Raw genomic sequence first — 14063 nt, forward strand, 5'->3', positions numbered from 1 at the left:
TTAAAATTCGAAGCATTCCTTAGCAATTAGTTCTCAGTTAGTAACAAAATATGGGTATAGTAATAGAGAAGTGTTTACAATCTAAGGATTGGGAGGCGAAATCCCATTTATAAAAACCAAGAACGGAAACTCATTTGGCTGTCCTTTATTGTTGCTACCATACTAGGACTAGCGATTATTGGCAGGATTGTTTCAAGCTGAGAAAAGGAGGGTAGCGTATGGGAATGGAAGAATCCGTATTTTTTAGCCGTGTTTTAACAGAATTAACCTTATCCTTCCACATCATTTATGCAACCATCGGTGTTGGTATACCGCTGTTGATCATGATTGCTCACTGGGTCGGGATTAAGAAGAATGACGAACATTATATCGTACTAGCTCGTAGATGGACGCGGGGGTTTGTTATTACCGTGGCGGTCGGGGTTGTAACTGGGACCGCTATCGGCCTGCAGCTCTCGCTGTTATGGCCGAAATTTATGGAGCTGGCGGGAAATACGATTGCCCTGCCATTATTCATGGAAACCTTCGCTTTCTTTTTTGAAGCAATATTTTTAGGAATCTACATATATACGTGGGATCGATTTGAAAATCAGAAAAAGCACCTGCTGCTGCTGATTCCCGTCGCGTTGGGAGCTTCCTTTTCCGCTGTGTTTATCACCATTGTGAATGCATTTATGAATGCACCGCAAGGGTTTGACCTAGTGAAGGGTGAACTGGTGAATGTAAGCCCGCTCTTGGCGATGTTTAACCCGGCAATGCCAACAAAAGTGGCTCATGTCGTGGTAACCGCCTATATGACTTCGGCGTTTGTACTGGCCTCCATAGGTGCTTTTCGTCTGCTGAAAGGTTCGAATCAGGTATACCATCAAAAGGCGTTATTTTTAACAATGAAGCTCGGACTTATTTTTTCGATTGCAACAGCGATCCTTGGAGATTTTTCCGGAAAGTATTTAGCGGAATATCAGCCGGAAAAATTAGCCGCAGCGGAGTGGCATTTTGAAACAGAAAAAGGAGCACCGCTGATATTGTACGGTGTCTTAGATGACGGAGAAATAAAATATGCGATTAAAATCCCATTTGGTCTGAGTTTCTTAGCGCACAGCAATCCGAATGCGGAGGTCATTGGCTTAGACCAATTTAAGAAATCAGACGTGCCGCCGCTTTATATCCATTATATGTTTGATATTATGGTGACCATTGGGATGTGGATGTCTGCCCTATCATTTGTGTATGTTATCGGAACATGGCGGAAATGGCCGTTTAGTGAGACAAAATGGTTTAGATGGCTGATGGTGCTTGGCGGCCCCTTGTCAATTATCGCAATTGAAGCGGGCTGGTGGCTCGACGAGGTTGGGCGTCAGCCGTGGGTATTGCGCGGGATTTTACGGACAAAAGATGCGGCAACGACAAGTGGACAGGTGGATACAATGCTTTGGTTGTTTGCAGGATTATACCTCGTCCTTGGGATTGGCAGTGTATTCGCATTATGGCAGATGTTCCGCCGTAATCCAGTGGAACGGGAATTAGCTGACCGGGCAGCAGATAGGGCGGGTGAGATGAAATGACACTTGAAATTCTCGGTATTACCGTACTTGGTATCTTTCTATTCGGTTATATCATTGTTGCCTCGATTGACTTTGGCGCCGGGTTTTTTAATGCTTTCAGTACATTAACGGGCAAGGGTCATGTATTAACAAAGATTATTCAACGGTATTTATCTCCTGTTTGGGAAGTGACGAATGTTTTTCTTGTTTTTTTCTTCGTCGGGATTGTCGGTTTTTTTCCAAAGACAGCTTATTATTTTGGCTCAACCTTACTTGTTCCGGCAAGCATCGCCATTATATTGCTGGCGATTCGAGGTGCCTATTATGCGTTTACTACCTATGGCGGATTTAAGCAAAAACGCTACACTATACTTTACGGTTTGACTGGGTTATTTATTCCAGCCTCGTTATCCATCGTATTGGTGATTTCCGAGGGCGGCTTTGTCACCATGGAGGATTCTGGACCTGTACTCGATTATTGGACTTTGTTTACGAGTCCGTTGTCTTGGAGTATTGTTGCCCTCAGTCTGACATCTGTCTTGTACATTTCCGCCGTTTTTTTAACATGGTATGCCCAAAAAGCGAAAGACAAGCACGCGGCAAACCTGCTGCGAAAATATGCGCTTGTTTGGGCGGGGCCAGCCATCATTACCGCTGCCGGCATTATTGTGGAGATGAAGAATCATAATCCTGAACATTACGAGCGATTAGTGGATCTCTGGTGGCTTTTTGGCTTATCCTTGGTTTTGTTTGCGGGAACGGTTTATTTACTTTGGCAGCGGCTTGCCTATGGCTTTGCGTTTTGGCTATTGATTGGACAATTTACACTCGCCTTTTTGGCTTACGGAATTTCACATTATCCGTATTTAATGTATCCGTATTTAACGCTTTATGACAGCTTTACGAATCAGGCAATGGCTACCGCGCTCGTGATTGCCTTTATTGCCGGGCTTTGCCTGCTCCTGCCATCGCTTTATTTGCTGCTCAAACTGTTCTTGTTTAATAAGGCTTATGTTCAAGGTGATCGCAATGATCATGCATAAAGGAGGACTGCCGCTGTGTTTGATGAATTCCTAATGTTTTATGCACCGTTTTTGGTGCTGATCGCTTCCATTGTGGTTTCTTTCTGGGCTGCCCTGAAAGATAGTGTTTTGGAAAAATAAAATATATTCGGCAACAACCCAAAGGAGAGCACCAATTGCTCTCCTTTTACAATTAAATTTAAAAATTGACACATAAAACATAATGCAATAACATAAATTGGTGTTACGATTTAATTGGAAAGTAACACGATTAAGGTTCGGATACAGGAGAAACAGACAGTTCTCCATATTTTACCCCTTTTAAACTAAGTAATTTGTCTCGTAACGTACGGATTTCTTGAGCATTTCCACGTACGACAATCATCTCGAGGCAATTATGATGATCAAGATGAAAATGTGTCGTTGCGAGAATGGCATCATGATAGTCATGCTGAATCGTGGTCAGTTCTCCCATTAGATGGCGTTGATGATGGTCATAAAAGAGTAACAGACACCCAGCAACCTCCTGATCATCTTGCTCCCATTTTTGTTGGACTAACTTTTCACGGACTAAATCACGGACAGCTTCAGAACGGGTTTTATATCCTTTCTCTTCGATTAATTGGTCAAAGCGTTCTAGTAAGCTTTCTTCCATCGAAACGCCAAACCGGCTTAAGTTTTTTGATGTCAATGTTTTGTTCCTCCTATGCGTATTTCATAACCATATTATAAATATTTTAATAGAAAAAGGGAAAAGGAGAATTGATATGCATATTCCTGACGGGATTTTAAGTCCCACTATTTTAGCAGCAGGTGCAGTTGTATCTGTTGCAGTTCTTGCAAAAAGCGTTCAAGAATCGAAAAACAATCTTGAGCAGACGGCTGTCCCCATTATGGGCGTTATGGCTGCCTTTATCTTTGCCGCGCAAATGGTGAATTTTCCACTATTAGGAGCGGCGGCATCAGGTCATTTGATTGGCGGGGCGCTGGCAGCCTATCTTTTTGGCTTTTGGCCGACTACGCTTATTATGACGACTGTCGTCACGATTCAAGCAATCGTGTTCCAGGATGGCGGCATCAGTGTACTCGGTGTCAATATCCTGAATATGGCGATCCTTGCACCGCTAGCAGCAACGCTTGTTTATAAACTTTTAGGAAAAAGTAAAATACCTGTATCGGCACTGGTTTTTATCGCTGGCTGGGTGTCGGTTGTTGTTACATCGATAGTTGCTGCTCTTCAGCTCGGAGCGTCAGATGTTGTATCCTATCAGCTGGCACTTAAAACACTTATTCTTTGGCATGCAATCATTGGCATAGGGGAAGGCTTGATCACGGCAGCGGTCGTTCCGTTTGCGCGCCGCTCATCTTTTTTCCTTAGAAGAGGGGAGGAGCATTCATCATGAAGAAACGAATCTATCTTTGGATTATGGCAGCGGTAGTGATTGCCGGAGCAGTTTCTTTACTAGCTTCGGGACATCCGGATGGATATGAAAAGGCAGGCGAACAGCTTGGATTTATTGACAGGGCAACATCGTATCTGCATTCCCCGCTTCCAGATTACGCCATCCCAGGTATGAATTCCTGGCTGTCTTCAAGTCTTGCGGGTATCATTGGTGTCGCCTTAACATTTAGCATCTTTGTCTTGCTTGGAAAATTAGCTGGAAAACGCCGATGATCAGCTTGCCAAATCATAAGGTTAAGGTGGTGATGTCCCTATTGATGATTATTCTCGGGGTCTTGCCGAAGGAGCTTTTGATCATTGGGGGAAATCTCGTGATCGGGACACTGCTACTGCTAATTTATCGTGTACCAATTCAGGCTTTTATCAAACAGCTTAAACCAATTGCTTTTTTTATGCTGTTTACGTTTTTATTTTTTCCGTTATATGAAGGAGGACATGGCTGGATCAAAGCACTTCAATACAGCGGCCGCTTGCTGTTTGTTGCACAGGTGCTCACTTTTATGTTTTATCGCATGGGGGTTCCAGCTTTTTTACAAGTGTTAGCTGAACTGCGGCTGCCAGCTATTTTCATCGAATTAATTATGTTTACCTTACGATTTATGGACGTGTTCCGCGGAGAAGTACGACATATGCTGTTAAGTCTTCGAAGCAGGGGGTTTTATACGGGGCATTGGTTTCAAATAAAAAAGTATCGAGTACTGGGCGGGCTGCTGGGTAGCCTGCTGCTGCGATCGTTTCAACGATCCGAACGGATTTATTTAGGGATGTTAAGCAAGGGCTACAAAGGAGAACGCAAGTCCATTAGAACAGAATCCGTGCCTAAATATGAGTGGCTGCATGGTGTACTGTGGGTTGGCAGTCTTCTCAGCTTGTTTTTTGCAGGAGGAAAGCAATAATGGATATATTTCGATTTCAGCATGTATCATATGGCTATACGAAGGACAAGCCGATACTAAGAGACATCTCCTTTTCGATTTGCGAGGGCAGGAAAACAGCGATTGTCGGTGCAAACGGTGCCGGTAAGTCAACGGTTTTGTTTCATTTGAACGGTCTGTACGCCCAGCAGCAAGGGGATATCTTTTTCCATGAGCAGAAGCTTGATAAAAGGGTACGGAAAGAATTATATAAGCATGTCGGTATCGTCTTTCAAGACCCAGACGACCAGCTGATATCATTAACAGTGTCCGATGATATTGCGTTTGGACCTGTGCAGATGGATGTCACGGACGATGAAGTTCAGGAAAGAGTCGCTAAGTATAGTAAGCTAGTAGGAATTGAGCATTTACTTGCGGAAAATCCATCTGAGCTAAGCTACGGGCAAAAAAAGCACGTCACCGTTGCCGGTGTGCTTGCGATGGAGACGGACGTGTTTATTTTAGATGAGCCGATGGCCTTTCTGGATCCCTTAGGAAAAGAACGAATGGCCTCGATTTTACAGCTGTTGCAGGAACAGGGAAAGACAGTAATTGTGACCACTCATGATATGCAGTTTGTGGCCGAATGGGCGGAGGATGTGATTGTCATTCATCAAGGTCAATGTTTAGGCTTGTTTCAGGCAAGAGACCTTTTTCAGCGCCATGATCTGATGAAACAGGCGAATTTAACGCTGCCGCCGATTGTCGAGTTGATGACAGCCGTTTGGAAAGGGAATAAAGATGAAATGCCGATTCGCGTTGAAGAAGCGAAAAAATGGTTAGCATCGAAAATATAAATGGAGAGGACGAAATCGTTCTCTCTATTTTTTTGTAAAAAAAAGTAAAGCCATTGACATTCAAACCTCCATTTGAATATCATATAATCAAATGAACATTTGAATGAAGGAAGTGATCTGCATGAAAGAGCATGATGTTTGCGAGATTGCTTGTGTGGATAGTAAAAAAACCACTCGAGTTCAGCGGCACCTTGAAAAAGGGAGCCATATTCTTGAAGTTAGTAAGCTTTTTAAAGCGTTAGCGGATGAAACTCGGATGAAAATTGCCTATGCCTTGACGCTAGAAGATGAGCTTTGTGTCTGCGATGTGGCCAATATTGTTGGGGCTACAACGGCGACAGCTTCCCATCACCTAAGGCATTTAAAGGGACTAGGCCTTGCAAAATACCGCAAAGAGGGTAAACTTGCCTATTATTCACTTGATGATGATCATGTGAAACAATTAATCCATATCGCGGTGGCACATCAGAAGGAGGTGGCAGGTCGTGAGTGAATCGATTGAAAAACAAGTCTATCGTGTTCAAGGCTTTTCCTGAACGAGCTGCGCCGCAAAGTTCGAAAAGAACGTACAGCACCTGGATGGTGTTGTGGATGCAAAGGTAAACTTTGGTGCCTCCAAACTGACCGTATTCGGAAGCACCACCATAGAACAACTGCATGAAGCAGGAGCTTTTGAAAAATTAACGATTTTTCCGGAAAAAGAAAAACCACCTGTCGCACCAAAGGAACCGATTTGGAAACGGTTTGGACTGCTCGGGCTATCATTACTTTTTCTCGCTGCCGGAACTATTTTTTCCGAAAACATCCTATTTGCCGCGGCCATTTTATTTGGGGGCTATCCACTATTTAAAATCGGACTGAAAAATTTAATCCATCTTGATTTTGACATGAAAACGCTGATGACCATCGCGATTATCGGTGCGGCCATTATTGGGGAATGGAGCGAGGGGGCCGTTGTTGTCATCTTGTTCGCGATTAGCGAGGTTCTTGAACGATACTCCATGGATAAGGCAAGGAATTCGATTCGCTCGCTGATGGAAATGGCACCAACGGAAGCCGTCGTTGTCAGGAACGGCAAAGAAATTTTGCTAAAGGCAGAAGATATTGAGGTTGGCGATTTGATGCTTGTGAAACCGGGGCAAATGATTGCCATGGATGGAATCATTGTCGACGGCCATTCCTCTATCAATCAAGCGGCGATCACAGGCGAATCCGTGCCTGTTGAAAAAGCGGTCAATGATGAAGTGTTCGCGGGTACGTTAAATGAAGAAGGATTTTTAAAAATAAAGGTCAGCCGGCTCGTTGATGACACGGCTATTGCGAAAATCATTCATTTAGTGGAGGAGGCGCAGGCAGAAAAGGCGCCATCCCAGCAGTTTGTCGACCGGTTTGCGAAATACTACACACCCGTTATTATGCTAATCGCGGCACTCGTTGCTGTGGTACCGCCGCTATTATTCGCGGCTAGCTGGCAGGAATGGATTTATCAGGGTCTCGCCGTTTTAGTAGTTGGCTGTCCATGTGCGCTGGTGATTTCTACCCCAGTAGCCATCGTTACAGCAATCGGAAACGCAGCACGTAACGGGGTGCTCATTAAGGGTGGCAGCTATTTAGAGGAATTAGGTGCGGTAAAGGCAATTGCGTTTGATAAAACGGGTACGTTGACAAAAGGGTCGCCGGTTGTGACGGATTTCATCAACTATAGCGGTGATGAGAATCTGCTTGTGATTATTGCTGCACTCGAAACCAAGTCGCAGCACCCGCTCGCCAGTGCCATTATCAGAAAAGCAGCATACCTTGAAAGTAATGTTGTGGAGGTTACGGAGTTTACCTCAATTACAGGTAAGGGCATTAAAGGGGTGGTAAACGGTGTCGAGTACCGAGTTGGGAATACAAAACTGTTCGAATCAATCCCTTCGGAAATTGACGACCAAATCTCAGTTCTGCAAAATGAGGGCAAAACCGTAATGATTGTAGGAACGGCGTCTTTGGAAATCCTCGGTTTAATTGCAGTTGCTGACGAAGTCCGCGCTAGCAGCCGTGCCGTTATGGAGCGGCTCCGTCAACAGGGCATTCAGCATACGTTTATGTTGACTGGAGACAACAAGGCAACGGCCGCTTCCATTGGCCGTCATGTCGGCATTACCGCTGTGCAGGCGGAGCTGCTGCCAGAGGATAAATTGACTTTTATAAAAAAATTAAAGTCACAGTTTGGTAGTGTAGCGATGGTCGGCGATGGGGTCAATGATGCACCGGCACTCGCCACGGCGACCGTGGGGATTGCGATGGGCGGGGCTGGTACGGATACCGCTTTAGAAACAGCTGACATTGCCTTAATGAATGACGACTTAAAAAAGCTGCCGTTTACCATTAAACTAAGCCGGAAAACATTACGGATTATCAAGCAAAATATCACGTTATCACTTGTCGTAAAACTGGCGGCTCTTCTGTTGGTCGTTCCAGGCTGGCTGACCCTGTGGATTGCGATTTTTGCCGATATGGGGGTGACATTGCTAGTTACATTTAATGGTTTAAGGCTGCTGCGGGTAAAAGAATAGCCATTTTTTAAAATTCGCTGATAAAGTAGTTGAAATCGCCAATAAATGGGGAAAGTTTACTGATATAACCTCATTTTTCGCTGATAAAATAAATTTCACAGGCATACGCTTAATCAAACTTAAGTTTATTTGCGAATCTTCCGGGTTTATTTGCGAATCCGCTGGGTTTACTCGCGAATCTAGCCCGTTTATTCGCGAATTTCACCAATTTATTCGCGCATTGATTTTCCAATAAGAATGGCTTCACCATCTCCATGAATCGAAATTTCATTTTTTGAAAAAACTAGCCTTATTCGTAACAATTTCGTTTTAGAAAGAGAAATATAAAAGAGTCGCCACCATGGGGCTCTAGGGGGGATAAACATGGGTCATCACCACCATCACGGACATTCTCACGGCCACTCGCATGGTCATTCACATACAAGCAATAAAAAAGCCTTATTGAGTTCTTTCATTCTGATTGCTGCATTTATGGTCGTCGAAGTAATCGGCGGATTTTTGACAAATAGTTTAGCACTGCTTTCTGATGCCGGTCACATGCTGAGTGACGCCGCGGCACTTGGCTTGAGCTTCTTTGCCATCAAGCTCGGGGAAAGGCAAGTTTCACAGGAAAAAACCTATGGCTACAAACGATTCGAAATTATTGCGGCAGCCCTAAACGGAATAACGTTAGTTGTGATTTCATTATTTATTTTTTATGAAGCGATTCAGCGCTTTTTCGCTCCCCCAGAAGTGCAAAGTACCGGGATGCTGATCATTTCGATAACGGGATTAGTGGTAAACATCATTGCTGCCTGGATTTTAATGCAAGGTGACAAGGATGATAACTTGAATGTTAGAAGTGCCTTTTTACATGTGATTGGTGATATGCTTGGGTCAGTCGGAGCGATTATTGCGGCACTGCTCATCATGTTTTTCGGCTGGGGCATTGCCGACCCAATTGCCAGTGTTATTGTAGCAGCGTTAATTCTTGTCAGCGGATTCCGCGTTACGAAGGATTCTTTCCATATTTTAATGGAAGGGGCGCCTACGCAAATTGATATCAATCAAGTGAAGTCAGCGCTTGGCAGGATTCCGCTCGTAAAGGAAGTCCATGACCTTCATATCTGGACGATTACCTCCGGTTATCCGGTCTTAAGCTGTCACATTACCATCGCCGATAACGGAGTTCATGATGAAATTCTATCACAATCCCAGCGGATCCTTCACGACGAATTCCACATCGAACACAGCACCATCCAAGTTGAAAGAGAAACCAACGGCTGCCCAAGCCCGCACGGCACATGCAACTAACAGCACTTACCATTTGGTACCATTTTCAATTTGGTACCATTTTTAATTTGGTGTCTTTTCCTATCTGGTACCTTTTCCCATTTGGTGCCTGACACCATTACTACCCTTCCCAACTTATAAATGTTTTTTATGCTTTTTTCTTTACCTCTCTCATTAGTTTGGTAAAATGTTCATTATTCGTTCAAAATAGACTAACCATAATTTTTGAGGGGGAAACCTGTTGAAAAAAACAGTCGATTCGCTGGACAAGCGTTTTATAATCGCTCATCGCGAAGCTCTAATCGGCGTTGTCCTTGTGATTATCAATTTTATCTGGTGGTATGGGTTTGCCTACGGACTCGGTTCCGCTAAGGTTGAAAGCTATACATACATATTTGGATTACCGGCATGGTTCTTCTACAGCTGTATCGTTGGATCAATTGTCATGATTATTCTCGTTATTCTAACGGTGAAATTCCTGTTTAAAGACGTTCCCTTCGACGTGGAAGAGGGGGACATCAAGTGAATTGGCCAGTAATAACACCGTTACTCATTTTCTTACTCATTATCTTTTCAATCGGCTTATGGTCAAACAAATTTGTCCTCAAATCTAACTCATTCCTTGAAGAGTATTTTTTAGGTGAGCGGCAAATGGGCGGGTTCATCCTAGCGATGACCATGGTCGCGACATATGGCAGTGCCAGCAGCTTTATCGGCGGCCCGGGAATCGCTTATACGCAAGGGTTAGGCTGGGTGCTCCTTGCCATGGCCCAACTGGCGACCGGTTACTTTACGTTAATGGTGTTGGGAAAGAAATTTGCGATTGTCGCGCGGCAATACAAAGCAATTACGCTCATCGACTTTCTCAAAGAGCGTTATAAAAGTAAAACCGTTGTCATTGTATCGGCAGCGAGCATCATTATCTTTCTTTTTTCATCGATGACTGCGCAATGGATTGGCGGGGCGCGGTTGGTTGAATCGCTAACAGGCCTTCCATACGCAACAGCCTTATTAATCTTCGCCTTCTCGGTTCTCGTCTTTGTCATTGTCGGCGGCTTTCGAGCCGTGGCCTTGACTGATGCCGTTCAGGGCGTTGTGATGTTCATGGGGACGCTGATTCTGCTGATTGCGACCATTAAAGCTGGCGGCGGCATCCCGAAAATTATTTCCGATTTGACGGCGGAGAATCCAAATTTGATCACCCCATTTGGTGCAGAGCGGAGCCTCACTCCTGCCTATGTTTCTTCCTTTTGGATATTAGTGGGAATTGGTGTTGTCGGCCTGCCGCAAATTACCGTGCGTGCCATGTCTTATAAAAACTCGAAAGCCATGCACACCGCTATTATTATCGGAACGATTGTTGTTGGTTTTATCATGCTGGGCATGCATCTGATTGGTGTTTTCGCTAGACCAGTCCTCCCAGGGGTGAAAATCGGGGATACCGTCATGCCGCTGTTATCGATGAAGGTGCTGCCGCCGTTTGTAGCCGGAATTGTTCTCGCTGCCCCGATGGCGGCAATCATGTCAACCGTCGATGCCCTGTTGATTTTGGTCAGCTCCGCGCTTGTAAAGGATGTTTATTTAAATTACATCAAGCCTAATGCAGCGGACGACCATGTAAAAAAGGTCAGCTTTAGTGTAACAGCGATTATCGGCATTCTCGTCATTCTGCTGGCGCTGAGTCCGCCTGATTTAATTGTTTGGCTGAATTTATTCTCCTTCGGTGGTCTCGAATCCGTCTTTATTTGGCCGGTTATTTTAGGTCTGTATTGGAGTAAAGGAAATAAATACGGGGCAATCACCTCGATGATTTTAGGAATGGGCTCTTATATTCTATTAGATCGTTTTTATCCCAATCCATTCGGGCTGCATACCGTTGTCACGCCGATTGTCCTTTCCTTCCTTGGATTTGTTGTTGTTAGTTTATTATCCCAGCAAAAAGCCGAAGTTAGTTTTTCTAAAAATTAAAAAGTAGACAATTCAAACTTTTTTATTGCAATTTCATTAATAAATTTCTAGAATAAACAAACAGAAATCTTTAAATAAGGTGGGAGCCCATTGATAAGTGTTATTCAGTTTTTATCGGCAATTATTTTGCCAGGGTTACTAGTCTTACTTTTCACAAGAGTCACCTATAATCGTCTCATCGGTCTTGTATTAACCATTGCGCTCATCGCTGCGTCTGCTTATAAAGGGTACACAAACAATATTGCACTTATTATCATTGATGCTTTCTCGTTAACCGCAGGCTTCTGGCTAGCGGCAAAAATGAAACCGCGTGCGGTGAAAAATAGTTAATGCTTCCTTACAAGTCTGTCCATCGTGACAGGCTTTTTATTTTTAAAAAATAAAATCGAATACTAGTTCGCATATTAGTGGTTTGTTTTTTGCTGATTGTGGTAGAATGTTAATATGAAAATTAGAAAATACACTTTCCAGCACCATCCCGTCCAAAACTGAGTTTTTCAAGCTGTAAAGTGATTCATTTTAACGGGAGGAAACCTTTGTGAAAGACCAATTTGAATTAGTGTCGAAATATTCGCCACAAGGTGATCAGCCAGAGGCGATTCGCCAGTTGGTGGAGGGCATTCACCAAAATAAACGCCATCAAACACTGCTTGGCGCCACCGGTACGGGTAAGACATTTACCGTTTCAAACGTGATTAAAGAGATAAATAAGCCAACCCTTGTCATTGCCCATAACAAAACACTTGCCGGCCAGCTTTACAGTGAGTTCAAGGAATTCTTTCCGAACAATGCGGTCGAGTATTTTGTCAGTTACTATGATTACTATCAGCCGGAAGCGTACGTGCCACAGACCGATACATTTATTGAAAAAGATGCCAGCATCAATGATGAGATAGATAAACTGCGCCACTCTGCCACCTCTTCTTTATTTGAGCGTAAAGATGTCATTATCATTGCCAGCGTCTCCTGTATTTACGGTCTCGGTTCACCGGAAGAATACCGCGAGATGGTGCTGTCCCTTCGGACAGGGATGGAAATCGAGCGCAATCAGCTGCTGCACCGTCTCGTCGATATCCAATATGAACGAAATGATATTGATTTCAAGCGGGGAACCTTTCGTGTCCGCGGCGACGTCGTGGAAATTTTTCCGGTTTCACGCGATGAGCATTGCATGCGGGTTGAATTTTTCGGAGATGAAATCGACCGGATTCGTGAGGTCGATGCCCTTACAGGTGAAATCATGGCCGAACGCGAGCATGTGGCCATTTTCCCGGCATCCCACTTCGTCACAAGGGAAGAAAAGATGCGTGTTGCCATTGAGAATATTGAAAAAGAATTAGAGGAGCGGCTTGCCGTACTTCGATCAGAGGATAAATTGCTTGAAGCCCAGCGGATTGAGCAACGCACCCGTTATGATCTGGAAATGATGCGTGAAATGGGCTTTTGCTCAGGGATCGAAAACTACTCGCGCCATTTAACACTTAGACCAGCGGGTTCAACTCCCTACACACTTCTGGATTATTTTCCGGAAGATTTCTTAATGATTATCGACGAGTCACATGTCACCCTGCCGCAGGTTAGAGGAATGTTCAATGGCGACAAAGCACGGAAACAGGTGCTTGTTGACCATGGCTTCCGCCTGCCGTCAGCACTTGATAACCGGCCGCTTACATTTGATGAATTTGAAAAGCATGTCCACAATGCTATTTTTGTTTCAGCTACACCCGGCCCATATGAGCTTGAGCATACACCGGACATGATTCAGCAGATTATCCGCCCGACAGGACTCCTCGATCCAACCATTGAAGTCCGTCCAATTGAGGGGCAAATTGATGACCTGATTGGTGAAATTCATGAACGTGTGAAGAAAAATGAACGCGTACTTGTCACCACCCTTACGAAAAAAATGTCCGAGGACTTAACTGATTACCTAAAGGAAATCGGTATTAAAGTGCAATACTTGCATTCGGAAGTCAAAACGCTCGAGCGGATTGAAATAATCCGTGAGCTGCGCATGGGTAAATATGACGTTCTAATCGGAATTAACCTGCTTCGGGAAGGTCTAGATATCCCTGAAGTATCGCTCATAACGATCCTTGATGCCGACAAAGAAGGCTTCCTCCGTTCGGAACGTTCACTGATCCAAACGATTGGCCGGGCTGCCCGGAATGCGAATGGCCACGTCATCATGTATGCAGACCGAATGACTGATTCGATGACAAAAGCGATCAGTGAGACAAAGCGGCGCCGTGAGATCCAAGAGGAATATAATGAGAAACATGGCGTTACACCTACAACGATTCAAAAGGCAATCCGCGATGTCATTCGTGCCACCCATGCAGCTGAGGAACAGGAAGAGTATACACCTGCAGCATCGTTTGGCAAGATGAACAAGAAAGAAAGAGAAAAACTAATTGCGACAATGGAAAAAGAAATGAAGACAGAAGCCAAAGCGCTTAATTTTGAACGGGCTGCTGAGCTTCGTGACTTACTTTTGGAATTGAAAGCGGAAGGATGACGTATACA

The 14063-nt window shown here is 44.3% G+C and carries 15 protein-coding genes; 14 read left to right on the forward strand and 1 reads right to left on the reverse strand.

Annotation, left to right across the window (positions count from 1 at the left end):
- Positions 1-218: 218 nt before the first annotated feature.
- Genes BABA_RS01865 through cydS form a run of 3 tightly spaced genes read left to right on the forward strand, consistent with a single transcriptional unit; the run spans position 219 to position 2707 of the window.
- Positions 219-1565, forward strand: coding sequence for a cytochrome ubiquinol oxidase subunit I (locus BABA_RS01865; protein WP_007083421.1), 1347 nt, complete (start codon positions 219-221; stop codon positions 1563-1565).
- Complete coding sequence (locus BABA_RS01870; protein ID WP_007083422.1) at positions 1562-2587, forward strand: cytochrome d ubiquinol oxidase subunit II; 1026 nt, start codon at positions 1562-1564, stop codon at positions 2585-2587. The genes BABA_RS01865 and BABA_RS01870 overlap by 4 nt, the downstream gene beginning before the upstream one ends.
- A 33-nt stretch (positions 2588-2620) precedes the next feature.
- Positions 2621-2707, forward strand: a complete 87-nt coding sequence (gene cydS, locus BABA_RS28460) for a cytochrome bd oxidase small subunit CydS family protein (protein WP_420805971.1) — start codon at positions 2621-2623, stop codon at positions 2705-2707.
- A gap of 130 nt (positions 2708-2837) precedes the next feature.
- On the opposite strand, the gene nikR is transcribed toward cydS, so the two are convergent.
- Positions 2838-3257 carry a nickel-responsive transcriptional regulator NikR gene (nikR, locus tag BABA_RS01875; RefSeq protein ID WP_007083423.1) on the reverse strand — a complete coding sequence of 140 codons (420 nt, stop codon included), beginning with the start codon at positions 3255-3257 and terminating at the stop codon, positions 2838-2840.
- Between the two features lie 76 nt (positions 3258-3333).
- Between nikR and BABA_RS01880 the strand changes: the two genes are divergently transcribed.
- The 11 genes from BABA_RS01880 to uvrB all read left to right on the forward strand — a co-directional run bounded on the left by BABA_RS01880 (position 3334) and on the right by uvrB (position 14055).
- The gene (locus tag BABA_RS01880; protein ID WP_007083424.1) at positions 3334-3969 is read left to right on the forward strand and encodes an energy-coupling factor ABC transporter permease; all 636 of its coding nucleotides are present in this window, start codon (positions 3334-3336) and stop codon (positions 3967-3969) included.
- A complete protein-coding gene (locus BABA_RS01885; RefSeq protein ID WP_007083425.1) occupies positions 3966-4241 on the forward strand; it encodes a PDGLE domain-containing protein in 276 nt (91 codons plus the stop codon). Before BABA_RS01880 ends, BABA_RS01885 begins: the two co-directional genes overlap by 4 nt.
- Complete coding sequence (locus BABA_RS25920) at positions 4238-4924, forward strand: energy-coupling factor transporter transmembrane component T family protein (protein WP_007083426.1); 687 nt, start codon at positions 4238-4240, stop codon at positions 4922-4924. Before BABA_RS01885 ends, BABA_RS25920 begins: the two co-directional genes overlap by 4 nt.
- Entirely contained in the window at positions 4924-5739 is an 816-nt protein-coding gene (locus tag BABA_RS01895) for an energy-coupling factor ABC transporter ATP-binding protein (protein ID WP_007083427.1), read from the forward strand. The genes BABA_RS25920 and BABA_RS01895 overlap by 1 nt, the downstream gene beginning before the upstream one ends.
- A gap of 121 nt (positions 5740-5860) precedes the next feature.
- On the forward strand, positions 5861-6232 hold the full coding sequence (locus BABA_RS01900) for an ArsR/SmtB family transcription factor (RefSeq protein WP_007083428.1): 372 nt from the start codon (positions 5861-5863) through the stop codon (positions 6230-6232).
- Positions 6225-8297, forward strand: coding sequence for a heavy metal translocating P-type ATPase (locus BABA_RS01905; protein WP_083865243.1), 2073 nt, complete (start codon positions 6225-6227; stop codon positions 8295-8297). Before BABA_RS01900 ends, BABA_RS01905 begins: the two co-directional genes overlap by 8 nt.
- Before the next feature lie 363 nt (positions 8298-8660).
- Entirely contained in the window at positions 8661-9590 is a 930-nt protein-coding gene (locus BABA_RS01910; protein ID WP_007083430.1) for a cation diffusion facilitator family transporter, read from the forward strand.
- Positions 9591-9810: 220 nt separating this feature from the next.
- A complete protein-coding gene (locus BABA_RS01915) occupies positions 9811-10095 on the forward strand; it encodes a YhdT family protein (protein ID WP_007083431.1) in 285 nt (94 codons plus the stop codon).
- Entirely contained in the window at positions 10092-11537 is a 1446-nt protein-coding gene (gene panF / locus BABA_RS01920; protein WP_007083432.1) for a sodium/pantothenate symporter, read from the forward strand. Before BABA_RS01915 ends, panF begins: the two co-directional genes overlap by 4 nt.
- Before the next feature lie 90 nt (positions 11538-11627).
- Positions 11628-11867: a CsbA family protein gene (locus BABA_RS01925; RefSeq protein WP_007083433.1), complete on the forward strand. Its 240-nt coding sequence runs from the start codon at positions 11628-11630 to the stop codon at positions 11865-11867.
- Between the two features lie 208 nt (positions 11868-12075).
- Entirely contained in the window at positions 12076-14055 is a 1980-nt protein-coding gene (gene uvrB / locus BABA_RS01930; RefSeq protein ID WP_007083434.1) for an excinuclease ABC subunit UvrB, read from the forward strand.
- Positions 14056-14063: the final 8 nt, after the last annotated feature.

The organism is Neobacillus bataviensis LMG 21833 (assembly GCF_000307875.1).
In the GTDB taxonomy this organism is placed as follows: domain Bacteria; phylum Bacillota; class Bacilli; order Bacillales; family Cytobacillaceae; genus Neobacillus; species Neobacillus bataviensis.

Excerpts from the sequence above, each read along its gene's own strand:
- BABA_RS01865 (WP_007083421.1), top strand. The coding sequence starts at position 219 with ATGGGAATGGAAGAATCCGTATTTTTTAGCCGTGTTTTAACAGAATTA.
- BABA_RS01870 (WP_007083422.1), top strand. The coding sequence starts at position 1,562 with ATGACACTTGAAATTCTCGGTATTACCGTACTTGGTATCTTTCTATTC.
- cydS (WP_420805971.1), top strand. The coding sequence starts at position 2,621 with ATGTTTTATGCACCGTTTTTGGTGCTGATCGCTTCCATTGTGGTTTCT.
- BABA_RS01880 (WP_007083424.1), top strand. The coding sequence starts at position 3,334 with ATGCATATTCCTGACGGGATTTTAAGTCCCACTATTTTAGCAGCAGGT.
- BABA_RS01885 (WP_007083425.1), top strand. The coding sequence starts at position 3,966 with ATGAAGAAACGAATCTATCTTTGGATTATGGCAGCGGTAGTGATTGCC.
- BABA_RS25920 (WP_007083426.1), top strand. The coding sequence starts at position 4,238 with ATGATCAGCTTGCCAAATCATAAGGTTAAGGTGGTGATGTCCCTATTG.
- BABA_RS01895 (WP_007083427.1), top strand. The coding sequence starts at position 4,924 with ATGGATATATTTCGATTTCAGCATGTATCATATGGCTATACGAAGGAC.
- BABA_RS01900 (WP_007083428.1), top strand. The coding sequence starts at position 5,861 with ATGAAAGAGCATGATGTTTGCGAGATTGCTTGTGTGGATAGTAAAAAA.
- BABA_RS01910 (WP_007083430.1), top strand. The coding sequence starts at position 8,661 with ATGGGTCATCACCACCATCACGGACATTCTCACGGCCACTCGCATGGT.